The sequence below is a fragment of the Bacillota bacterium genome (assembly GCA_023511455.1).
Lineage (GTDB): Bacteria > Armatimonadota > HRBIN16 > HRBIN16 > HRBIN16 > HRBIN16.
In genome coordinates, this window is the sequence record JAIMBJ010000004.1 from 136821 (window position 1) to 158949 (window position 22129).

At 59.1% G+C, this 22129-nt stretch carries 18 protein-coding genes and 1 other RNA gene; 10 read left to right on the forward strand and 9 right to left on the reverse strand.

Features of this window, described 5'->3' with window-relative positions:
* Together K6U75_04370 and K6U75_04375 are read left to right on the forward strand one after the other, a co-directional pair.
* On the forward strand, positions 1-2103 hold the full coding sequence (locus tag K6U75_04370; GenBank protein ID MCL6474276.1) for a RecQ family ATP-dependent DNA helicase: 2103 nt from the start codon (positions 1-3) through the stop codon (positions 2101-2103).
* Positions 2104-2106: 3 nt separating this feature from the next.
* The gene (locus K6U75_04375; protein MCL6474277.1) at positions 2107-3126 is read left to right on the forward strand and encodes a DNA-processing protein DprA; all 1020 of its coding nucleotides are present in this window, start codon (positions 2107-2109) and stop codon (positions 3124-3126) included.
* Between the two features lie 102 nt (positions 3127-3228).
* Here K6U75_04375 and K6U75_04380 read toward each other — a convergent pair whose 3' ends face one another.
* Positions 3229-3837 (reverse strand): PEP-CTERM sorting domain-containing protein, encoded by a 609-nt coding sequence (locus tag K6U75_04380; GenBank protein MCL6474278.1) that lies wholly within the window; start codon positions 3835-3837, stop codon positions 3229-3231.
* Between the two features lie 343 nt (positions 3838-4180).
* Positions 4181-5173, reverse strand: coding sequence for an FAD:protein FMN transferase (locus K6U75_04385; GenBank protein MCL6474279.1), 993 nt, complete (start codon positions 5171-5173; stop codon positions 4181-4183).
* 79 nt (positions 5174-5252) lie between these two features.
* Between K6U75_04385 and K6U75_04390 the strand changes: the two genes are divergently transcribed.
* The 3 genes from K6U75_04390 to nagZ all read left to right on the forward strand — a co-directional run bounded on the left by K6U75_04390 (position 5253) and on the right by nagZ (position 8276).
* A complete protein-coding gene (locus tag K6U75_04390) occupies positions 5253-6059 on the forward strand; it encodes a formylglycine-generating enzyme family protein (protein MCL6474280.1) in 807 nt (268 codons plus the stop codon).
* A 389-nt stretch (positions 6060-6448) separates the two neighbouring features.
* Entirely contained in the window at positions 6449-6682 is a 234-nt protein-coding gene (locus tag K6U75_04395) for a DUF4926 domain-containing protein (protein MCL6474281.1), read from the forward strand.
* A 13-nt stretch (positions 6683-6695) separates the two neighbouring features.
* Positions 6696-8276 carry a beta-N-acetylhexosaminidase gene (nagZ, locus tag K6U75_04400; GenBank protein MCL6474282.1) on the forward strand — a complete coding sequence of 527 codons (1581 nt, stop codon included), beginning with the start codon at positions 6696-6698 and terminating at the stop codon, positions 8274-8276.
* A gap of 396 nt (positions 8277-8672) precedes the next feature.
* Here nagZ and metH read toward each other — a convergent pair whose 3' ends face one another.
* The 3 genes from metH to K6U75_04415 form a co-directional block, all read right to left on the reverse strand.
* Positions 8673-12131, reverse strand: a complete 3459-nt coding sequence (metH, locus tag K6U75_04405; GenBank protein ID MCL6474283.1) for a methionine synthase — start codon at positions 12129-12131, stop codon at positions 8673-8675.
* 148 nt (positions 12132-12279) lie between these two features.
* The gene (locus tag K6U75_04410) at positions 12280-13368 is read right to left on the reverse strand and encodes an alcohol dehydrogenase catalytic domain-containing protein (protein ID MCL6474284.1); all 1089 of its coding nucleotides are present in this window, start codon (positions 13366-13368) and stop codon (positions 12280-12282) included.
* Between the two features lie 118 nt (positions 13369-13486).
* Positions 13487-13753, reverse strand: a complete 267-nt coding sequence (locus tag K6U75_04415) for a hypothetical protein (protein MCL6474285.1) — start codon at positions 13751-13753, stop codon at positions 13487-13489.
* Positions 13754-13880: 127 nt separating this feature from the next.
* Between K6U75_04415 and K6U75_04420 the strand changes: the two genes are divergently transcribed.
* On the forward strand, positions 13881-14711 hold the full coding sequence (locus tag K6U75_04420; protein ID MCL6474286.1) for a PIG-L family deacetylase: 831 nt from the start codon (positions 13881-13883) through the stop codon (positions 14709-14711).
* Positions 14712-14763: 52 nt separating this feature from the next.
* Positions 14764-15121, forward strand: a transfer-messenger RNA (tmRNA) gene (ssrA, locus tag K6U75_04425).
* Positions 15122-15408: 287 nt separating this feature from the next.
* On the opposite strand, the gene K6U75_04430 is transcribed toward ssrA, so the two are convergent.
* On the reverse strand, positions 15409-15648 hold the full coding sequence (locus K6U75_04430; GenBank protein MCL6474287.1) for a hypothetical protein: 240 nt from the start codon (positions 15646-15648) through the stop codon (positions 15409-15411).
* Between the two features lie 169 nt (positions 15649-15817).
* Between K6U75_04430 and K6U75_04435 the strand changes: the two genes are divergently transcribed.
* Together K6U75_04435 and K6U75_04440 are read left to right on the forward strand one after the other, a co-directional pair.
* A complete protein-coding gene (locus K6U75_04435) occupies positions 15818-16573 on the forward strand; it encodes a PEP-CTERM sorting domain-containing protein (protein MCL6474288.1) in 756 nt (251 codons plus the stop codon).
* A 165-nt stretch (positions 16574-16738) separates the two neighbouring features.
* Entirely contained in the window at positions 16739-17119 is a 381-nt protein-coding gene (locus K6U75_04440; GenBank protein MCL6474289.1) for a hypothetical protein, read from the forward strand.
* Between the two features lie 76 nt (positions 17120-17195).
* Here the strand turns inward: K6U75_04440 and K6U75_04445 are convergent, their stop codons facing one another.
* Entirely contained in the window at positions 17196-18863 is a 1668-nt protein-coding gene (locus tag K6U75_04445) for a CocE/NonD family hydrolase (GenBank protein ID MCL6474290.1), read from the reverse strand.
* A 135-nt stretch (positions 18864-18998) separates the two neighbouring features.
* On the opposite strand from K6U75_04445, the gene K6U75_04450 reads away from it, so the two are divergent.
* The gene (locus K6U75_04450) at positions 18999-19469 is read left to right on the forward strand and encodes a secondary thiamine-phosphate synthase enzyme YjbQ (protein ID MCL6474291.1); all 471 of its coding nucleotides are present in this window, start codon (positions 18999-19001) and stop codon (positions 19467-19469) included.
* A gap of 5 nt (positions 19470-19474) precedes the next feature.
* On the opposite strand, the gene K6U75_04455 is transcribed toward K6U75_04450, so the two are convergent.
* Positions 19475-20071 carry a thioredoxin family protein gene (locus tag K6U75_04455; protein ID MCL6474292.1) on the reverse strand — a complete coding sequence of 199 codons (597 nt, stop codon included), beginning with the start codon at positions 20069-20071 and terminating at the stop codon, positions 19475-19477.
* A 10-nt stretch (positions 20072-20081) separates the two neighbouring features.
* Positions 20082-21932 carry a protein-disulfide reductase DsbD gene (gene dsbD, locus K6U75_04460; protein ID MCL6474293.1) on the reverse strand — a complete coding sequence of 617 codons (1851 nt, stop codon included), beginning with the start codon at positions 21930-21932 and terminating at the stop codon, positions 20082-20084.
* Between the last annotated feature and the right edge of the window lie 197 nt (positions 21933-22129).

The following is a 22129-nucleotide window of genomic DNA, read 5'->3' on the forward strand; positions in this document are numbered from 1 at the left end:
TTGGATGACCTTTTCGAGCGTGCCCAGACGTTGTTGCGTCACGGGCTACAAGATGCGACTGCTACGTTCCGCGACGGGCAATGGGAAGCGATAGAGTCGCTGGTACGTAACCGCCAGCGTTTGCTGCTGGTGCAACGCACCGGCTGGGGCAAAAGCATCGTCTACTTCATCGCGGCTCGATTGCTCCGCGAGCAAAACGGTAACCACGGTGTATCACTGCTGATATCGCCGCTATTGTCACTGATGCGCAACCAGATGGACATGGCGCACCGCATGGGTATCCGCGCGGAAACCATTCACTCTGCCAACACGGAGCGGTGGATCGAGGTCAAAAACCTTTTGTATCAAGACCAGATTGACGTTCTCTTAATTAGCCCAGAGCGCCTGGCGAATCAGGAGTTCGAGGCAGAGGTGCTTCAGCCCATTGCGTCGCGGATTCTGCTGTTCATTGTGGACGAAGCGCACTGCATCTCCGACTGGGGACACGACTTCCGCCCCGACTACCGGCGAATCACCCGCGTGCTGAAACTACTGCCGAGAAACGTGCCCGTTCTGGCCACTACGGCTACCGCGAATGACCGCGTTGTTGCCGACATCAAACAACAGCTGGGCGACGACCTTCGTATCAATCGAGGAGCACTGGCACGGCGTAGCCTGCGGCTGCAAAACGTGATACTGCCCTCGCAAGCGGAACGACTGGCTTGGCTCGCGGCACACTTGTCCGAACTGCCTGGCAGCGGCGTCATCTACACGCTGACCGTCGCTGATGCAGAGCGCGTCGCCCTATGGCTCCAGCACAAAGGGTGGCAGGTGTATCCGTATCATGCCGACATTGAAAACTCGGAACGCGAAAGGCGAGAGCGACTGCTGCTGCACAACCAAGTCAAAGCGCTTGTAGCCACTGTCGCTTTGGGCATGGGATTTGACAAACCCGACTTAGGCTTCGTGGTGCACTTTCAGAGGCCTGGGTCGGTGGTGCATTATTACCAGCAAATCGGCAGAGCAGGCAGGTCTCTGGAAAATGCACTGGTCATCCTTTTGGGTGGCGAAGAAGACGATGAGATTGTGGATTACTTCATCCGTACCGCTCTCCCCCCGCAAGCGCACACCGAAGCAGTACTACACGCATTAAGCCACAGCCCAAACGGGCTAACTCTCGTTGAGCTGGAGCGCAAGGTCAATCTCTCACGACAACAACTGGACAAGGTGCTTCGCCTACTGCTATCAGAGACCCCTGCTCCACTGTTTTACTTGGGTCGACGCTACCAATTAGCCCCTGTGGCATACAGGATGGACCATGAACGTATTGCGAGGCTAACCGCCCTGCGTCGCGCCGAACAAGAGCAGATGCGGCAGTATATGCAAAGCCAGCAGTGCCTGATGCAGTTCCTGCAGATAGCGCTGGATGACCCCTATGCAGAACCCTGTGGCCGATGCGCTGTCTGCGTTGGTAGCGACATAATCGCGCCAGAGGTAGAGGACTCTTTGGTGCGAGAAGCCATACTCTTCTTACGCCGTGCCGATGTTCCAATACCGCCCCGAAAGATGTGGCCGAGTAAGGAAGGACTGATGATTACCGGCGGGCAGGGAAAGATTCCCGAGCTGCTTCAAGCGGAAGAAGGACGCGCACTATGCCTGTGGGGTGATGCTGGCTGGGGGAGTTTGGTGCGTAAGGGCAAGTATCAGGACGGTTTTTACGACGATGACCTGGTAAAGGGGATGGAGGAGATGATACACCGTTGGCAACCCCAACCTGCGCCCCGCTGGATTACCTGTGTGCCTTCCCTGCGCCATCCCAGCCTGGTGCCCGACTTCGCCCAAAGGTTAGCACAGCGGCTCCAGTTGCCCTTTGTGCCGTGTGTGAAAAAAGTGCGCGAAACCAAGCCGCAAAAGGAGATGCAAAACAGTTTCCATCAGGTGCGCAACCTGGATGGAGCGTTTGCCATTGAGCGGTGGTCCGGCATCGCAGAGCCTGTTTTTCTGGTAGACGATGTGGTAGACTCAGGATGGACGCTCACCGTAGTGGCTTTCCTGCTACGAAGGGCAGGAAGCGGTGCCGTCTTTCCGATTGCACTTGCCAAACAGGTTCTGCGTGGGGAGTAAAGTATGCCGTCTTTGCAACCAAGCACCGAGGTGGCTTGTCTGCTGTGTGCACACACGGGCAATGAGCCGGCTGCGCCGCTGGCGCAGAAAGAATACGTTCAGCTGCGACAGTGGCTGCGGGAACGTCACCATCCGATAGAGGCTCTGCTCGAACCCGGTGTCTCTTCTCTGCTGTGCGAGATCGCAGAGTCAACCTCACTGGACGCAGAAAGGTTAGCGGCTCTTCTGCGCCGCGGCAGCCAGATTGCGCTGTGGTTGGAGCGTTGGACAAACGCGGGGATGTGGATTGCCTCATGGGAAGACGTCGAGTATCCCCCGATACTGCGCCAGAAGCTGGGAGACGCCTCCCCTGTCTTGTTACATGGTTTCGGGAACCCGCAGCTCTTACATACAAGAGGACTCGCCATTGTGGGTTCACGACACACCAGTGAGACGTTACTACAGCAGGCATATGCCATCGCCAGCCGCTGCGCCAGCCACCGCGAGAACGTCATCTCCGGAGGGGCGCGGGGCGTGGACTCGTTCGCGATGAAGGGCGCACTGGAAGAGGGCGGCACCTGCGTAGGGGTGTTGGCGGCCGACCTTGCCCGAACCGCCACGTCGCACACACTTCGAGATTACCTGCTCACAGATAAACTCTGTTTAATTTCGCCCTATCATCCGGTGGCCGGTTTCACGGCGGGAAACGCCATGGGACGCAACAAGATTATCTACGCGCTTGCCGAGTTTGCGCTCGTTATCGCCAGCGACATGGGCAAGGGAGGCACCTGGGCTGGCGCGTTGGAGAACCTTCGCGCCGGATGGACGCCGATTTTCGTCTACACTGGTAACGATGCTCCGGAAGGCAATATGGCGCTCCGCGACGCGGGAGCTTATCCCTTTACCCTGCCAGAAGATGTACAGATTTCCGTGTTGTCGCACTTGCGCCACTCCATTGCCGGCACGTCTGCACCGCCGTCTTCGCGTCCCCGCAAACGCAAATCGACGGTATCACAACCTGCATTGCCTCTGGATACCGGGTGACCATACCAGCAAACGTTTTCGCCTCCCACCTGTAATGCGAAAACGCCCTTGCGGGCACGCCCGCAAGGGCGACATGAGGGCGTGAATGACCTGCTAGAGGTGCTACTTGCGCCGGCGAAGCAGCACCATTGCTGGAGCCGCGAAACCGCTCAGCCACAGCAACATCGTGCCCGGCTCGGGTACTACGTTCAGCTGAAGTATTTTGTAGTTCCAGTCGCTGTCTCCTTCGCACTTCCAGCGGATGTAACCAATCGCGTGGGTCTGGTATCGCAACACCAGAGCAGCCAGCGCGTCCACGTCAGCCTGATTTACCTCATTGTAGGGGTTTCCATCCGTGCTGAGGGGGGCCGCTAAATCGTCGTATGCCCACCAGGCAAAGCCAAAGGTGCCGATCACACCATCCGGGTTATTGTCGCCATCCTTGTCGTACTCAATCCAGCTGCCTGGTTGTATCCAGCCGTTCGTCGGGATGCCCCCCACCAGAACAGCCTTTACCAGGTCATTCGCTTCCCAATCATAAACATAGTCAACACCCTCCCAGTCCACCATCCAGTTGACCTGGAAGTTACAACTCTGGAGCTGGGCAATGGTTTTGCCGGGCACCCAGTAAATCCAGTGAAGCCGTTTGCCAAGGTCCCCGGTGCTGTAGACAATCATCTCTTTGGGCTCGTAGTAGTTCGTGCCCGGGTGTGCGCCGCTACGCATGTTCACGAAGGTGCCCGCTGCTGCGTCCGCCTTCGCAGCCGTCCACCAGGGTCCCCAAAGGGGTGACCCTTATACGTTTGGGGCGGTATCGGCATACAGGGCAGGGGTTATCGTGCCCGCAGAGGCAAAACCGACCAGCGTGAACAGCGCCAGCACTGTTACCCACAACGACCGAACGCGCATCGTACTTACCTCCTCCCAGGTTTGAGATTTAGATATCCGACCCATTATAAACGCAAGATTCGTGCCAAAACGCAGGTTTCATCCCCGTACAATTACTGGGTTTTCAAAAATTTGGTCTCTCAGGCGGTTTATAGAGGCGTTTATCAAGAATAAATGATGCGTACTGTCACTCCTTGACCTCTCGTACATACGCTCTCGCGCCTGGCACGGTGCGTATCAACTGTCTCCCTGCTTCCTTGCCCAACACGCACAGCGCGGTTGCCAGGCTGTCGGAGGTGATACCGTCACGCGCGATAACGGTCGCAGCCACGCGAGATGTTACCCCCCAGCCAGTGCGCGGGTCGACAATATGCGAGTATCGCTTGCCCTCGTATTCCACATACTGCTCGGTATCCCCCGACGACGAGATAGCCCCCCGCGCGAGGTAGACCCATCGGCGCTCGGGAGCAGCGTTTGCCACCTCAATCCGCCAGCCTGCCCTGCCGGGCGGCGCAAGCCCCGCTACGATGTCGCCTCCCGCCTCCAGCAGCGCGTGACGGATGCCGTGCTCCTGCAAGACCTTCAGCGCGCAGTCCAGCGCATACCCTTTCGCGATGCCCCCTAAGTCCAAGCGCATCCCGGGCACCAGCAGCTGTACTGTCCGCTCCCTCTCGTCTAACACCATCTTTTCGTAGCCCACCCGTTGCCGCGCCTCCTGCAACTCCTGCTCCGTGGGAAACCCTCCGCCTCGCCTCGCGCGTCGCCACAGCTGCACGTAGGGACCTACTGTCACGTCAAATGCCCCTCCTGTCCGCCGCGACAGCTCCTGCGCCCGTTTCAGCACGGTAAACAGCTCCTCACTGACCCGTACCGGCTCGCCACCCGCCCTCGCACAAAGCTGCATCAACTCGCTATCCGCCCGGTAGTCGCTCATGACCTGCTCGATCTCGGCGATTCGTTCAAACGCGGCAGCGCAGGCACGCTCTGCGACGCTCTGGCTGGGGGCATACACCGTGATGCGCACTTGCACTCCCATCGCCATCTGGCTATACTGATAGCGGTGCAGCGGCGCCGCATTCAGGCGTAACGCACCGCAGGCAAACCATGTCCATACAAGCAGAAGAGTTCGAAGGAGGATGAAGCGGAACGTCATGAAAGCTGGTTCACCCCTTTCCACCATGCTGCCCCGAAGCTTCTACAGAAGCCTGGCGTTCACCTGCAGTGTTATTCTGGTCATCCTGGCTGCAGGAGCTGCGCAGATGAAACGGGCACAGAAGGCGGCGATGAACACCGCGGCTCAAACCGGAGGCAAAACCCTTTCTGCCTATACCGAAACCATTCCTGGCACGGTCGTGAAGTTCGAGATGGTGCCTGTGCCCGGCGGAACATATACCATCAACGACCCCAAAACCGGCAAGCCCAAGCAGGTGACCATCAAGCCGTTCTATATCGGCAAGACGGAGGTCACGTGGGACGAATTCGACGTGTTCGTGCATAAGCTGGACGCGCCCGATACCCAGAAAACCGGCGGAGCCGACGCCGTCTCTCGTCCCAGCAAGCCTTACGGTGCGGTAGACCGCGGTTTCGGGCACAAGGGCTACCCTGCTATCAGCATGAGCTATCTGTCCGCGCAGAAGTACTGCGAGTGGCTCTCCGCCAAAACGGGCAAGAAGTACCGCTTGCCCACCGAAGCCGAGTGGGAATACGCATGCCGCGCGGGAGTGCTGCCCGCCGGACCAATCACTGATACCGAACTGCTGGACAAGCTCGCCTGGCACTGGGGAAACTCTGATGACAAGACGCACAAGGTGGGCACGAAACAGCCCAATGCCTGGGGCATTCACGACATGCTGGGCAACGTCGCCGAGTGGTGCCGGCCGATGGACGACGAGGTGCCTGTAGTTCGTGGCGGCTCGTTCTATGATGAACCCGACAAGGTGCATCCCGCCGCCCGCAAGAAATACACGCCTGACTGGCAGATGAACGACCCACAGAACCCGAAAAGCCAGTGGTGGCTCACCGATGCACCCTTTGTGGGCTTCCGCGTGGTATGTGAGACTCAGTAAGCTAGGGAGATAACCATTGAAGGTACCGAACTGGCAACATGCCCAAATACCTGCGCCCAAAATAACAGGGTACCTCCTTTCAGAGACACATCGCGATGGCAGGCACAAAGCGGCTTTCTTGAAGTCCTTTGGTTTCTCGGCAGCCAGCTAGGAACGGCTGGCAGAATCCCTGCAACAACATGTTGCAGAGAACAACGTAGTACGGGTAGAACCATCACCCTTTGGGATGAGATATATCGTAGAAGGTCCCTTGAGGACACCAAAGGGAATATCACCCATTGTTCGCAGCGTGTGGTTCATCGAAAGTGGTACCAAGGTACCTAGACTGGTAACCGCCTATCCTTTAAAGAGCGTACGAACCTACTGAAAAGCAAAGGAGGTCTATACACATGCAAGTACATGAAGAGGTCGTTCTGGAGGTCGACCTTCCCGAATACGGGCTTACAAAAGGAGATATCGGCACGATAGTACTCGTGCACGGTGAACATGAAGGCTATGAAGTAGAGTTCATGACGCTGCATGGCGAGACAATAGCAGTGGTCAGTCTACTGCCGTCCCATGTACGCCCCATTGCCTCTCATGAGATAGCGCACGCACGGACACTGGAGCGCATTCCTGCCTGAGGTGCTGGAAACGGTGGAAACGGTTATCGAAAAGCTGAGCCTTTCCGAACGCATCGGGCAGGTGCTGTGCTTCGGATGGCAGGGCGATTCCCCCGAAGAGGCACGCACTGTCAACGCACATGCCCGTGTCCTGGTGGAAGAGATGCAGGTGGGTGGAGTGGTACTGCTGGGCAGGAACGTGGATTCGCAGCGACCCGAGCAAATCCGCCAGACGCTCGCCGAGTTGCAGCGACGATCACGCATTCCCCTGTTCATCGCCATTGATCAGGAGGGCGGCATGGTCAATCGCCTGCGTGCGCCTTTCCATGAGTTCCCGGGCAACATGGCGCTGGGAGCCACCCGCAACGCGCACTATGCCTATCGTCAGGCGCAGGCGCAGGCACGAGAGCTGCTCGCACTGGGCATCAACTGGAACTTTGCGCCCGTAATGGACGTGAACAACAACCCCGACAACCCTATCATCGGCGTGCGTTCGTACGGCGCAGACCCCGAGCTGGTCGCGCAAATGGGCACAGCGGCGATCCGTGGCTATCAGGAGACCGGCTTGCTCGCCTGCGCCAAGCACTTCCCCGGGCACGGCGATACTTCGGTGGACTCGCACCTTGCTCTGCCTGTCATTCCGGGAGACCGCCAGCGGCTGGAGTCGGTGGAGCTGGTGCCGTTTCGCGCCGCTATCTCGGCAGGCGTCGGAGCCATCATGACCACACATATCCTCTTCCCCGCACTGGACGCCGAGCGACCGGCCACCCTCTCGCGAACTATCCTTACCGGATTGCTCCGCGAGCAGCTGGGCTACCATGGTCTGGTGATTACTGACTGCCTGGAGATGAAAGCCATTGCCGATACGGTGGGCACCGCTCGGGGAGCGGTAGAGGCACTGAAAGCGGGGGCGGATATGGTGCTCATCGCGCACACGCTGGAGGTGCAACGTGCGGCGGTGCAGGCGATACGTAAGGCGATAGACAGCGGGGAACTACCTGAGGCAAGGCTGAACCATGCGGTAACGCGCGTGTTCACAGCCAAACAGCGGTTCCTTTCCGCTTTGCCCACCGCGGAAGGGGAACCTTGGCGCGAACCAGCGCACGACGCATTGGAGCAGGAGATTGCCCGCGCCAGCATCGCCGTCGTCCGTTCGGCACGGAACAAGGGCTACCGTCTGCGAAAAGGCGAAACCCTCGCGGTTATCTCGGCGCACCATAGCCTGCCGCGACTGGCGGAGGAGATTCGTCGCTATCAACCCGATGCGCTGGTAGCACATCTGGAACCCGCTCTGCCCGAAGAGCAGGTGCAGGAAGCCCTGCAACGACTGGCATCGGTGAAGCAATGCCTGTTCGCTACCGCGCCGCCCGAACCGTGGAGTGATGCCCCCATTGACCAGGCAAAGCAGGCGGAACTGGCGCGCGCACTGCACAAACGGTTCGGGGAGCGTCTCATCGTCGTCGCCCTGCGCGAACCCTACGATATCCGTCGCTTCCCGGAAGTGGATAACTATCTGTGCACCTTCGGTTATCGTCCTTGCTCGCTGCGGGCATTGGCAGACGCACTGTTTGGGCTGTTTACACCGCAGGGAAAGCCGCCAGTCAGCTTACCCTGAACGCTTTGACCCCGCCACTCGAGGCTTTTCCCAGCGACTGCAAAGGCACTTTCCTGTCATGCTGAGCATAAGCAAAGCATCTCATCCTTGTCACCCTGAGCGTTAACGAGGAGTCTCCGGGATTCTTCACTTCGTTCAGAATGACATTCTGTTGTCATGCTGAGCATAAGCAAAGCATCTCATCCTTTTCACCACGAGCGTGAACGAAGAGTCTCCGAGATTCTTCACTTCGTTCAGAATGACATTCTGTTGTCATGCTGAGCATAAGCGAAGCATCTCATCCTTGTCACCCCGAGCGTGAACGAGGGGTCTCCGAGATTCTTCACTTCGTTCAGAATGGCAGGTTATGTCGCCTTAAATCGCCAGGTGAGGAATAGCCCTTTAACAAGGTAACCCCTACCTTATATTAAAATACTTCGCCTCGGGGTGATGCACGATGATGGCGGAGGTGCTCTGTTCGGGAACCAGCTGGTATTCCTCTGTGAGCGTCACACCGATGCGTTCAGGGCGAAGCAGTTCGAATAGCTTCGCCTGGTCCTCCAGGTTCGGGCAGGCGGGGTAGCCGAAGGAGTAGCGACATCCCCGATATTTCAGCGAGAAGAGCAGGCGTATCTCTTTTGCGTCCTCATCGGCGATGCCCAGCTCCTCGCGAATGCGCTTGTGCCAGTACTCCGCCAGCGCTTCCGCCGCTTCCACACCCAACCCATGCAGGTACAGGTAGTCCTGATACTGATGCTGGGCAAACAGTTCCCTTTCCGCCTCACTGACGCGGCTGCCGATGGTCACCAGATGGAATGCCACCACATCGCGCTCGCCGCTGTCTATCGGTCGGAAGAAGTCGGAGATGCACTTATGGGGCGGCGAAGGCTGGCGGGGGAAGGTAAAGCGCACCCACTCGGTCTCACCGTCCTCACGATAGACGATGAGGTCGTCGCCCTGCGAATTCGCCCAGAAATAGCCGTACACCACCTTCGGCTGGAACAACCCCTCCTCTTTTGCCCGTTGCTTCCACCGCTCGAAAATGGGGCGCACGTGTTCTTCGAGGAAGCGGTTGAACTCCTCGTTGCTCATCTTGCCGCGGCGAAACTGCCACTGCCCCCGAAACAGCATGACCTGATTGATATAGGGGTAAATCTCGTCCAGAGGAATATCCTCCACCACGCGCGTGCCGATGAAAGGCGGTTTGGGCACAGGCACGTCGGTGCGCACCGCGCTGCGTTTTGGAGTAGCCACTGCAGGCGCAGGTTCCTCCTGCAAAAGCTCGGAGGAGTCGGCAATCTTGGGACGATGGGCAACGGTGACCGATGTCGCCCCCTCCAGAGGCACGTCTGGATTACACAGGTGCTCCATAATCACCAGCCCTTCGAAAGCATCCTGCCCGTAAAAAACGCGCCCCTTGTAGATACGACGCAGGTCCTCCTCCACATAGCGACGGGTCAGCGCGGCTCCGCCCAGTAGTACGGGATAATGCCACTTGCCGCGGCGGTTCATCTCTTCCAGATTTTCGCGCATGACAATGGTGGACTTCACCAGAAGACCACTCATACCGATAGCGTCTGCCTGATGCTCGTCTGCCGCCTCCAACATGCGGTCAATCGGCACTTTGATGCCCAGGTTCACCACCCGATAGCCGTTGTTGGACAGGATGATGTCCACCAGATTCTTGCCGATGTCATGCACATCTCCCGCCACCGTAGCCAGCACAATGGTGCCTTTCTGCACATCCTCGGTGCGTTCCATGAAGGGTGTGAGGTAGTTCACCGCCGCCTTCATCACTTCCGCCGACTGCAGCACGAAGGGCAACTGCATCTCGCCCCTTGCAAACAGGTCACCCACAACCTTCATCCCTTCCAGCAGGATGTTGTTGATGATGTCCAGCGGGCGATGGGTTTTCAACGCCTCATCCAGCGATTGTTCCAGCCCGCTGCGCCTGCCCTCGATGATGGCACGCTTCAAACGCTCCTCTACGGGTAACGATTGCCAGCTATCCTCGCTTTTGACTGTCGCTCCCGCCTTCTCGAACAGCTTCATGAACTCCACCAGAGGGTCGTAGCCCTCACGCCGCTCATCGAAGATGAGCTGCCGGGCGACCTCACGCTGTTCCTCGGCAATACGGTGCAGGGGCACAATCTTGGACGGGTGCACAATCGCGGCGTCGAGTCCAGCTTCCAGACTATAGTGCAGGAAGACCGAGTTCAACACGTGCCGCGCGGCAGGTTTCAAACCGAACGAGACGTTGCTCACCCCCAGAATGGTGTGGCATTGCGGGAACTCCTGCTTGAACTGTCGGATGGCTTCTATAGTGGCGATACCGTCCTGCCGCAGGTCTTCCGCTCCCGAGCCGAGCGGGAAGGTCAGTGCGTCAAAGAAGATGTCTTCTGGCGGGATACCGTAATCCTCAGTGATGACCTTCACCAGCCGACGCGCCACACGCATTTTCCACTCGGTGGTGCGAGCCTGCCCCTCCTCGTCAATTGCCAGAGCAACCACCGCCGCGCCGTATTTCCGGCACATGGGCAACACCTGGTGCAGTCGCTTCCCGCCGTCCTCAAAGTTCACCGAGTTAACGATACACTTTCCGCCCAGCCTTTTCAGCGCAGCTTCGATGACGGGTGGTTCCGTCGAGTCTATCATGAGGGGCAGAGTGCTTTGCGTGGCGAGGCGACGGATGACTTCGGTCATATCGCGCACGCCGTCGCGTCCCACATAGTCCACACACACGTCCAGCACGTTCGCGCCTTCGGCGGTTTGCTCCCGCACCATCTGTACCATGTCGTCGTAGTTGTCGTTCAGCAGGAGCTCGCGGAATTGTTTGGAACCGTTAGCGTTCAGCCTCTCGCCCACTATCAGGAAGGAGTTCTCCTGCTCGTAAGGCACGGATTGGTACAGGCTGGAACAGGCGGGAACCACCTCGGGGCTGCGCCGGGCGGGTTCGCGGAAGCCAATGGTTTCCACCACGCGGCGAATGTGCTCGGGTGTGGTGCCGCAGCACCCCCCGACGAAGTTCACGCCAAACTCCTCCACGAACTGCAGATGATACCGCGCCAGCTCGTCAGGGGTGAGCGGGTAGAAGGTTTTGCCGTCGCGCAGTTCGGGCAGGCCGGCATTGGGCTGGACACTGATGAGACGGGGCGACTGGTGGTGCAGGTAGCGCACGTGTTCCACCATCAGCTCGGGACCAGTAGCGCAGTTCATCCCAATCACCGCCACATCGGGAAAAGCCAGAAGAGTGGTTAGCGCCGCGCCGATTTCACTTCCCAACAGCATCGTGCCTGTCGTCTCGAGGGTGACCTGCACCAAGAGGGGCACGGTGCGCCCTGTAGCACGCATGGCGTTGCGACAGCCGTTAATGGCTGCCTTTGCCTGCAGCAGGTCCTGCACGGTTTCAATCAACAGAAGGTCTACACCACCGTCCAGCAGTCCCCGCGCCTGTTCGGTGTAGGTAACCTCGAGTTCGTCAAAGGTAATATGCTCCAGCGTAGGCAGTTTGGTACCGGGACCGATAGAGCCAGCCACGAAGCGTTTGCGGTCGGCTGTGCTGAAGGATGAGGCGACTTCCCGTGCGATTTGTGCCCCTTTGAGGTTCAGTTCATAGACGCGGTGGGCAATACCATATTCGCCCAGATTCATGGCGTTCGCACCGAAGGTGTTGGTCTCCACGATGTCTGCGCCCGCCTCGAAGTAACGCGCGTGAATCTGGGCAATCAGGTGCGGACGGGTGGCGTTGAGCACCTCGTTGCACCCTTCCAGCCCCTCGAAATCATCTGCGGTGAGATGCAGGGACTGGATTTGCGTGCCCATCGCCCCGTCGAAAAAGAGCACTCGTGACCGGGCTGTGTGCAGGATGTTGTCCATGGCTGACTGTAGTATACCCGATATTGGTAGCCGAGGGGGCGTAGGAGAGTGGAATCATTCCGCGACTGGCTGTTGCATGCTCCGAACGGTGTACGAGACCAGACCACAAGAGGCAATATGCCCCCAGCCTCTCCCCCAGAACAGCACATCAGGGTACCAACAACACCTTGATGGACTCTTTGCCCTCGTGGACCATCTCGATGCCCTGTCGGAACTCGGAGAGAGGCAGCTGGTGCGTCACGATGCCCTCCGTCTTCAGCAACCCACGGCTCAGGTAGTCGATGACCTTGGGGTAGCAGTAGGGTCCCAGATGGGAACCGTAGACGTTCAGCTCCTTCACATCGCCCAGTATCGTCCAGTCGACCGTCACCGGCTCCTGCAGCACGCTGAACACCACAAAATTGCCTGCCTTGCGGATAATATCCAGTCCCAACAGAATACCCTGCGGGTGTCCGGTGGCTTCGATGTATACGTCGCAGCCGTAGCCGTCGGTCAACCTTTTGATTTCGGCACGCACATCCTCACGCGAGGGGTTCAGCACCATGTCCGCCCCCAGGCGTTTTGCCACTTCCAGCCGGTGGTCGCGCAGGTCGAGCGCAATCAACAGACCCGGATTCTTCAGCCGTGCGCACGCCACCATGCCCAGTCCCAGCGGACCCATTCCTGCAATCACCACGACGTCGCCAAACTGGATTTGCCCGCGGTCTACCGCGTGCATCGAGCAAGCCAGAGGCTCGATCAACGCCGCCTGCTCGGGGGAAAGGTTTTCGGGGATGCGATACACACGCGCGTTGGCAGGGAAGCGCGTATACTGCGCCCAACCACCCTGCGCCTTCTCGCGGAAACCGAAAATCTCGCGGTCGCGACACAACCAGTACATGCCGCGGTCGCACATCCGGCACATGCCACAGGGCACTATCTGTTCGGCAATGGCGCGATCGCCTACCTGCAAACCGAAACGCTCGGCCGCGCCTTCACCCAGCGCAACCACCCGCCCAACAAATTCATGCCCCGGCACCACCGGTGGCTGCACGTAGCGCGGGCGCGTGGCGTCGCCCCAGATGGACGCATTGCCGTAGAAGCACTTGACATCACTCGCACAGATGCCACACGCCTCCACCTGTACGATAACCTCTCCTAGGCGAGGTTCGGGCACGGGTACCTGCTCCAGGCGGTAGTCCTCCGGCGCGTGGCAACGCACCGCCTGCATCCTTTCGGGTAGTGCTGTCCCACTCATCGCATAGTCACCTCATCCTGCTGTGTTGCCGCGCTTTGAACAGCGAACGCAGCAAGGTAAGCCATTGCCAGAGTGCAATGGTCTCGTCCTGCTGCGCAATGGCTCACCTGCTCCTGGGTTAGTAGCCTTCCGACTGTGGTGGCCGTTGCGGCGCGGCGGGTGTGCCGGGCTGTGCAGGTGCCGCCGGTGCAGGACCTGCGGGTGCGCCGCCAGGCGCCATACCAGGCGGTGGTACGCCCGGGCCGCCAACCGGAGGTGCCGCGTTCGGATCGATGGGTACAACCGCTGGCTCGGCAAAGAAGTAACGCCATCCCGCTATCACAATCACTGCCAGCACCACTAAAATCACAATCGCCGCCGTGACCGGACTGATTTCCTTTTTCATCCCTTGCCCTCCCGGAAACTGAGGATTATTTTTTGCTTCGTGCTGGTTGCGTGCGATTCCTTCTCGGCAGGGAAGTACACATGGTGCATCGAATCCAACACGCAGTCATTTCGGGTGGGAGGAGAGGATGCGATATATCCTGTGTATCGGGGCACATCCTGACGACGTGGAAGGCAGTATCGGCGGCACGGTCACGCTGATGCGACAGCGGGGCGATGTCGTGCGTTTCCTCAGCGTGACCGATGGCGGCAAGGGACACTACCGCGAGGACTATGCGGCGAACCCCCGGTTGCTGGTGGAACGACGCATGGCGGAGGCTCATCAGGCGGCTGCACTGGTCGGGGCAGATTTTGTGTGTCTGGGCGCGCCCGATGGAGGAGTGACTGTGAATCATGAGACCACCTCCTCGATGATACGCACGATTCGTTCGTTCGGGGAGCCCGGCAGGGGACCCGACCTGATTCTGGTGAACCGTCCTTATGACTATCACCGTGACCATCGGGTGACGGCGCAGCTGGTGCTGGACGCGGCGTACCTGCTGACGGTGCCTCTGGTGTGTGCCGACGTGCCTGCGCTGAAACGGATGCCCGTCATCATGTACTGGCACGATGATTTCACCGAGCCGACCCTTTTCCGCGCCGACGTGGTGGTCTGCATCGACCAGGTGATGGAGACGAAAATCGAGATGGTATGTGCCCACGAATCGCAGTTTGCCGAGTGGATACCCTACGCGATGGGTATGTCTCCCCTGCCCCTCAGTCGGGCGAGGATGCGCGAATGGGTGACGGCATGGATGCACCGTGAAGCACGAAGCGCTAAAGCCGCGGCGCAGCGCAGCACTCCTCGTCTTGCTCCGCTTCAGGATTGCGAGTTCGCCGACGCGTTCCAAATCAGCGAATATGGGACGCAACCGACCGATGAATGGCTTCGGGAGATGTTCGATTTTGCGCCGTGGTGACTTTTGGGAACAAAAACGGCGATTTTATGCTATAATAATAGTGGCTACCCGTGGGGGCGATTGGTGTCGACAGGGTAGAGGCGCGCTCAGGCTGCGAGCCGAGGTGCCGTTGGCCTCGTAAAAAAGCGGCAAAAAAATAGGAGCGACTCCTCAGTACGCTCTCGCTGCCTAATTAAGAGGCAGCCGTCCAGCCGTCTCCTGCCGGCCGAGGCGGATGTGGGCGTGTGCTATGCCGGCTAGCCCGAACGGAAACGTTCACCGCCGTTTGGGCGAAAGTGCAGGGTGAACTGGCTGTGGGGTAAGCCTGCCATCGGGCGTACCCGACGGCGAGAGACAAAACGATGGCTACGCTCGTAGACGCCTGGGGCAAATCACTCTGGACGAGGGTTCGAGTCCCTCCGCCTCCACCAAGTGCATGTTTACCTGGATTGCTAAAAACGCCTCAGTAGCTTCTCGTAATCACTGTGGCTACCAATCCAAAACCATGTAACGTGACTACCCTGCAGTATTCCCAATGCCCGGTAGGATAGACTGATACGCACAGAATAGATGGAGTGCGTGGGACTTACGCATTTGAATTGCAGACTCGGGTGATGTGGGTCGGATTTCCACATCTGGTAACAGCGGATTGCCTGCGCCTGTACCTCAACCGGTAACGCTTCAAAAAGCTCCCTGAAACTGCGTGTAATACTCGATGTCACTGTTTCTCCTCGAAGTCGCTCAGGAATTGTTCCAGAGGCACCGTTTTTCCTTCGTCAATCTCCGCCCGCACTGCCGCTGCAATCCTCCGCCATTGTTCATCGGTGGTGGAGGCAAACTGGTTTTCCCACCGCACCTCATCCGCCATTTCCGCCAGCAATCGGGCAGCAATGGCATCCTGAACATCCGATGGGAGCTTCTTAATCTCCGCAATCGCGCGCTCAAGCAGGGTTGTCATTCCCAACCTCCCTCTTTTTGCGATGATCACCAGATGATCACCAATACTATGATACCCAATACTCCCGACAGCTGCTCAAAACCCCGTAAGAATACCTGTTGCACTTTTTGGCGCAGGTAACTATACTGATGGTGTACCTGATGCCATGCCAGGAAAGGAGGGCAGTATCATGAAGATTCGTCTGTTTCTGGCGGCAGTTGTGGTGATGGCGCTGGCAGCTACCGCAGCGCAAGCACAGCTGGCGTGGTACGATTCGAAGGGATTCGAGGCACCTACCTTCCGACCGGGCGTTCTGAACGGACAGGACGGCTGGATCAGCGAGGGCGGCGGCACATCCGGAGATACCGCACGGGTAGTAGTCTCCCCCGAGCCAGTGTCCGGTGGGCAAGCAGTCCGCCTGGAAGTGGGAGACAGCCAGGGCGACTACTCGCTGATGGCGCGTGAGATCCCCGACCCGCTGGCAGCCTGGTGGAAGGTGGTCATCGTGACCTTCGACATCTACCGCATCGGACCCAACCAAAAGCAAAACCTGTGGTGGTACTGGTTCGACAACGGTGAGCCTACCTACGGCTTGCAGTGGGATATGTCGAACGCCACCCACCCATTTGGCTGGAACCCCGGCGCCACTTCTACTCCCACCATCTTTGACCGGTATGTCACGCTGAAGATGATGTGGGACTTCAACCAGGGGAAGGCGTACTCCTGGTACGACGGGGTGATGGTGGACAATGGTATCCCCATCAGCGGTATCACCTCGCTAACCGGCTGGGGTATCTACCTGTCGCACGATGCGGCAACCGGCACGGGCGCAGATGTGGTTTGGATTGACAACTTCGCCATCCACGTGGTACCCGAACCGGCAAGCATCGTTGCGCTGGCGGGTGGAGTGCTTGCGCTGATGGGAATCAAACGACGCCGCGCGTAGCTGGTAGATGCGGGGCAGGCGTTACGTCCTGCCCCTTTTTCACTTTCGCAAAGTTTTGTGGAATACTGTCCGGCATACTTGCGGAACATGCAGATATTATGGTAGTATTAAGGTGACGTCGGATATGTAAGAATACCGTCTAAATCTGCGAAAGGCGGTGCAACCATGAGCAAAAAAGTGGGGGCAGTTGGGGTCATTGCGCTGTTCGCCGTGCTGGGAGTCGTCTTACCGGCGCGGGCGGTGGTCATCGAGGACATCGTAAAGAACCACCCAATAGTCGCCTGGCTCAACGGCTGGAATAGTTCTGCAGGAACTGCCGCGCCCGGTAGCCTCAGTAACGTCGGGGATACTTCCGCCGAACCGCAAGGGCTACCTGCGGCGAACAGTCCAGCTGTCTCACGCGATAACATGACTGTAGAGATTGTTCCCATTCGCCTGCCGACGCTACCAGCCCATGTAGCCTTTGCCCTTTATCTGGTCGGCGCGCTGGTTTTCTACACCCTGCTGGTGTTGATTGCACAACCCGGTCCAGCAGAGTACTACTGAAAAGCTCCGAATCCCGTTTCGCCTGGCACCTCCGCACTCCCCGGCAACCTGATTGCCGGGGAGTGTTCGTGACGGACTACCGGCTCCCCTTGACCACCGGTAGCAGGATATGACTCGGACGCTTGGCATCCATGTAGATGGTGTTGTGTGCCGGACGGGTACGTTCGCTGGCACGGAAAGGCTCGCCGGTATTGGGGTTGGGGTCAAAAGCGGGAGCGTTGCTCGAGGTGATGTGCACCCGAATCCGATGCCCTCTGTTGAATACAATGCTGGTGCTCCACAGGTCAATCTCAAAGCGATAGGGCGTACCCGGTTGCATAAGCTTTTCCTTGGAAAACCCTTCGCGGAAGCGGGCACGCAGGATGCCCTCGCAGATGTTGATGGAGCGTCCGTCGGGGTATACGTCGCACAACTTCGCCGCGAAGTCGGTGTCCGGTGCATCACTGGAAGCCCACAGGATCACCTTGACCCTGCCGGTAACCTCCACCGGCTCACGCAGGGGTTCGCTGGTAAACACCAGCACATCGGAACGGCTTTCTATCTTGCGCTGATCCATCGCTCCGGCAGGCAGGGTCAGCCGCGGCCCTCCTACCGTTGGCACGGGGTCTCTGGGGTCGTAGGTGTAGCTGAGCGTGCCGCCCTCTTCGGGTTTGCGCGTGGATAGCGAGCGGTCGGGATGCAGGTAGAACGGAGTTGGTGTCGCGTTCACGGGAGGCCACCGGTCGGCGGTGCGCCACTCGTTGCCGGGGGCGCTGCGGTCGGTCACATCGCCCATCACGTAGTAGGTCACCGCTGGCTCACGGTCAACCCCGTTGTCCACACCCTTCAGATAGTGGTCAAACCACCGCCAGATGTCGTGCGCGGTTGTGGGTGGATTCTTGGCATTGGGGAAGGTGAGTTCGCCCGCTTTCTCCTGGAACACTCCATGCGTCCAGGGTCCCATCAGCAGTTTCTGCTTGCCTCGTGCGCCGGGTCCGCCTCGTGTTTGCATCCCGACGAAGGCGTCTATGGTTGCCTGCGCGAAGATATCGTACCAGCCGCCGATGTGGATGGCGGGCGCGTTCGTATAGCGAAAGCGGGTGGTCATGTCTCGCCCGCGCCAGTAGGCATCGTAGGTGGGATGAGATGTCCAGATCTTAAGCGCATCGGGGCTAAACGCGCTGATGCGCAGCCAGTCCTCAATCATCGCTTTGCGAAACACACCGCCCCAGTATACCACGCCATGGTACAGGCTCGGTGCGCCCACCGTGATATTCTGCGCGGTTACCCTCTTCGTTCCAGTGCCAGCCAGCAGGTACTGCGTGATGCCCAGTGCGGAACCGCCCCACGTGCCGATTTTGCCGTTGCACCAGGGCTGGCGGGCTATCCATTCCACAGTATCCTCACCGTCGCGTAGTCTGCCCCAGCCATCGGTTTCAAAAGGCAGGTTCTCTCCTTCCGAGCCGAACCGTCCGCGCGTGTTTTGAATGACCATCACATATCCCCGCCGCGCCGCATCCTGCGCAATACCCTCACCCAGTTTGCGGTCGTACGGGGAACGCAGCAGAATCACGGGGAAGGGTCCATCGCCTTCGGGGAAGTAGATGTCGGTCGCCAGACGCACGCCATCCCGCATGGGCACCATGACGGTTTCCTTTTTCACCGGCGGCTGCAGCTTCGACAGCACCGCCCGCACGACACACCCCACGCCGATGACGCATATTCCGATGGTCAGTACGGTTCGCCACCATTTTGCCCTGTGCATCACCATAACTCCTCCACAGATGTTTGAAATAACTCTTCGCAGACCATGCGCCGGGTTCCTGTGTGTGGCTGGGTGTCATCATTTGCCACCCTCGGGCGACAACGCCTGTTGTGATGTTGACATCCCCTACTGGGCATGATAGCTTATAGCAGGCATCACTATCCAGAGGAGGCACCTGTGGATACTCTGAAGCTATTCCATACCACCATCCACAAAGAGACCCGGGGAAACGGGCACACGATAGACCTGACACCGGAACTGCAAGCAGCGGTGCGCGAAAGCGGCATACAGGCCGGAACGGTCACCCTGTTCGTGATAGGCTCCACGGCGGGATTGACCACTATGGAGTTTGAGCCGGGGCTGGTGAGTGACCTGCAGCGCGCTTTCGAGGCAATCGCGCCTGCCAGCGCCTCCTATGCACACGAGGCTCGCTGGGGCGATGATAACGGACATGCCCATGTGCGTGCATCGCTGCTGGGTCCCTCCCTCACCATCCCCGTGGTTCAGGGACAGGCGACGCTGGGCACCTGGCAGCAGGTGGTCTTGACCGACTTCGACACGCGCCCACGGCAACGGCAGGTCGTCATCCAGATAATGGGGCAATAAGCAACTCAGTTGGCGTCGCGCAGCGCGCGCAATCGCTTCGCGAACTCGCGCGGAGGCTCGTAGCCGACCAGTGTCAAATCCTTCACCCACTCGCCACGCGCGTTGAGAAATGCCACCGTCGGCAAGCCCTCCGCGCCGTACCTCTTCGCAATCTCCACCGTCTCCGGCGGGGGCGTGCTGGAGGTCATATCCACCCGAAACACCGCAAAGTCCTTCGCCAGCCGGGCGACCTCGCCGTCGGTGAAGGTCTCACGCTCTAACATGCGGCAGAATGGACACCAATCCGCAGTGAACACCAGAACCACTGGCTTTCCCTGCCGGGTAGCCTGCTCAATGGCGGCTTTACTGGCGGGGAGCATCTGCACCTCGCCTTTGCCCGCCAAGACGCCTGGCTGCGCCACCCACAACGCCCCGATAATCAACACCACGCCGACCGCCGCTGGCAGTCCCCGCCGTCCGAGTAGCAGCACACCAGCCACGCCAATACTCAGCGTCATCAGCACCCGAACCACTTCCAGCGGCATCATCTCACGCGCTTGCCAGAGAACACCGGCAACCACCAGCAGAATAGACACCGGTAACCAGAAACTGAACCGTTGCATCGTATCCCCCTTATCGCTTCGCTGTCTGTGTCGTCAGCGAATGGAATTGTGCCATCCGTTTCAGGAAAGCATCCGGCGGTTCGAACTGCACCAAACGCAATGCCCTTTGCTCTTGACCAGAACCGTCCAGAAAGACAATGGTGGGCACGCCGACAATGCTGAACCGTTTCTTCAAATCCTGCACGGCAGGACTATCGTCGCGTGTCAGGTCCGCCTTCATTGCCACGATGCCCTCAAACGCCTGCACCACGCGCGGGTCGGAGAAAGTGTTTGCTTCCAGCTCCTTGCAAGGCAGGCACCAGTCGGCGTAAAAATCGATGACCACCGGCTTGCCTTCGGCAACAGCCTGCTGCAGCGCTGCCTCGCTGTAGGCTTGCCAGGCGATATGACTGCCTTTTGCCTTCTGGGTGGGAAGCGCAATCATCACCGCCCACGCCACCAGCGCAACGCCAAGCAGTCGTTTGAACCAGAAGAAGCCGCGCACCGTTCTGGCCAGCTTGTCTATGGCAGCCAGATAGACCCCCACGCCTGCGAGAAAAGCGAACATCAGCCACTTATATACCATCGCTGGCAGGATGGGGCTGAGGAAGAATATTGCCACGCCAATCAGGGCAAAGCCGAAAAGATGCTCCACTGCCACCATCCACTCGCCGCTGCGAGGCAGACGGCGAATCGCCCCCGAGAACATCGCCAGCACCACATACGGAACACCCAGCCCGATGCCCAGCGTTAGGAACAGCAGAAAGCCCAGTGGCACATTGCCTGTGCCGGAAACCACCGCCGCCAGCGCGACAACCACGGGACCCACGCATGGCGCTGCTGTCACACCCACCAGCAAGCCCATCAACAATGCGCCCAGCCAGCCTTCGCGCAGACGCGCCTTGTTGCGTAAGCCCGCTGGCAGCTGCAACTGATACACCCCAAACATGCTCAGCGCAAGGGCAACCAGTATCACCGCGAAACCACACAGCACCCAGGGGTTTTGTAGCTGGAAGCCGAACGTCTTGCCCAGCGCCGCCGCTGCTGTGCCCAGCGCCGCATACATCAACGCCATTCCGAACACATACACCAGCGCCAGACCAAACGTACGCCCCGCGCTGCCTGCCGTCTGCCGGCTGAAGAAGGAGATAGTGATGGGGATCAGCGGGTACACGCAGGGCGTGAGGTTCAACAAAAGCCCCAACAACAAAATGATGGGCAGGGCGATGGCGAATCGCCCGGTGTTCAGCAGGTCCTGCAGTTTCTGCAGGTATGCGCCGCCGGGTGTGGAAGAGAACGTGCCTGCCGATGCTGCGCCTTTGGAGGCGGGCGACGCGCCAGCCTGTTCCGCCTGCGCCACCGCCTGCTCACCCCCTGCGTCGATGCTTGCTGCCGAAGGGGCGACCTTCAGCTTCAGGCTGAACGGCAGGTCTCCGGGCGGGTAACAGGACTTCTCATCGCACGCCTGATAGTTCACCTTGCCGCGCAACGTTACTTCGCCTGGCTTCAGCGTTTTGGCAGCAGTTGCGGGGATACGAATCACCGTTTTGCCCTCGTAAACGGCTATCTTCTTGCCGCCGGTAAAGGCGAACTCTCGCTCATGCCCTTTCGGATACTGCGGCTGCCCGAAGGTGATGCCCGCTACCGGCTCCATGCTTACCCTTGTCGGGATGAGGAACTTCTCGCTTGCCGGGTTGGCGTTGACGTGGTAGGGCGGCTTGACGTCCAGCGTCACCACTATCTGAAACGCCTTGCCAGGCGCAATCTGTTTGACCGAAGCCGTTGCCTGTACGCGCAGGGCATCCTTCGGCGGCGCGAACTGCGCAACGGCTGCAACGGTCAGCAGCAGTACTCCCAGAACAGCAATTAGCGTTCGGTGCATGGACCTCACCTCGCAAACGGTTTCTCTTCCCTATACGATAGATACCTCGAACTCGGTTTCGGATGCACGACGGGCCTGTGCTTGACACTATCGATGTCCCTCTGCTACCATTATCCCGAACCGACAAATCACCTAGGGGGCAACCTCGTGGTGAATGCGCGTTTTCGTCGGCAGAATGCATCGACAGGAGGCATCAC

Excerpts from the sequence above, each read along its gene's own strand:
- K6U75_04375 (MCL6474277.1), top strand. The coding sequence starts at position 2,107 with ATGCCGTCTTTGCAACCAAGCACCGAGGTGGCTTGTCTGCTGTGTGCA.
- K6U75_04385 (MCL6474279.1), bottom strand. The coding sequence starts at position 5,173 with ATGGTGGAAAGGGGTGAACCAGCTTTCATGACGTTCCGCTTCATCCTC.
- K6U75_04390 (MCL6474280.1), top strand. The coding sequence starts at position 5,253 with ATGAAACGGGCACAGAAGGCGGCGATGAACACCGCGGCTCAAACCGGA.
- K6U75_04395 (MCL6474281.1), top strand. The coding sequence starts at position 6,449 with ATGCAAGTACATGAAGAGGTCGTTCTGGAGGTCGACCTTCCCGAATAC.
- metH (MCL6474283.1), bottom strand. The coding sequence starts at position 12,131 with ATGGACAACATCCTGCACACAGCCCGGTCACGAGTGCTCTTTTTCGAC.
- K6U75_04410 (MCL6474284.1), bottom strand. The coding sequence starts at position 13,368 with ATGAGTGGGACAGCACTACCCGAAAGGATGCAGGCGGTGCGTTGCCAC.
- K6U75_04415 (MCL6474285.1), bottom strand. The coding sequence starts at position 13,753 with ATGAAAAAGGAAATCAGTCCGGTCACGGCGGCGATTGTGATTTTAGTG.
- K6U75_04420 (MCL6474286.1), top strand. The coding sequence starts at position 13,881 with ATGCGATATATCCTGTGTATCGGGGCACATCCTGACGACGTGGAAGGC.
- K6U75_04430 (MCL6474287.1), bottom strand. The coding sequence starts at position 15,648 with ATGACAACCCTGCTTGAGCGCGCGATTGCGGAGATTAAGAAGCTCCCA.
- K6U75_04435 (MCL6474288.1), top strand. The coding sequence starts at position 15,818 with ATGAAGATTCGTCTGTTTCTGGCGGCAGTTGTGGTGATGGCGCTGGCA.
- K6U75_04440 (MCL6474289.1), top strand. The coding sequence starts at position 16,739 with ATGAGCAAAAAAGTGGGGGCAGTTGGGGTCATTGCGCTGTTCGCCGTG.
- K6U75_04445 (MCL6474290.1), bottom strand. The coding sequence starts at position 18,863 with ATGCACAGGGCAAAATGGTGGCGAACCGTACTGACCATCGGAATATGC.
- K6U75_04450 (MCL6474291.1), top strand. The coding sequence starts at position 18,999 with ATGATAGCTTATAGCAGGCATCACTATCCAGAGGAGGCACCTGTGGAT.
- K6U75_04455 (MCL6474292.1), bottom strand. The coding sequence starts at position 20,071 with ATGCAACGGTTCAGTTTCTGGTTACCGGTGTCTATTCTGCTGGTGGTT.
- dsbD (MCL6474293.1), bottom strand. The coding sequence starts at position 21,932 with ATGCACCGAACGCTAATTGCTGTTCTGGGAGTACTGCTGCTGACCGTT.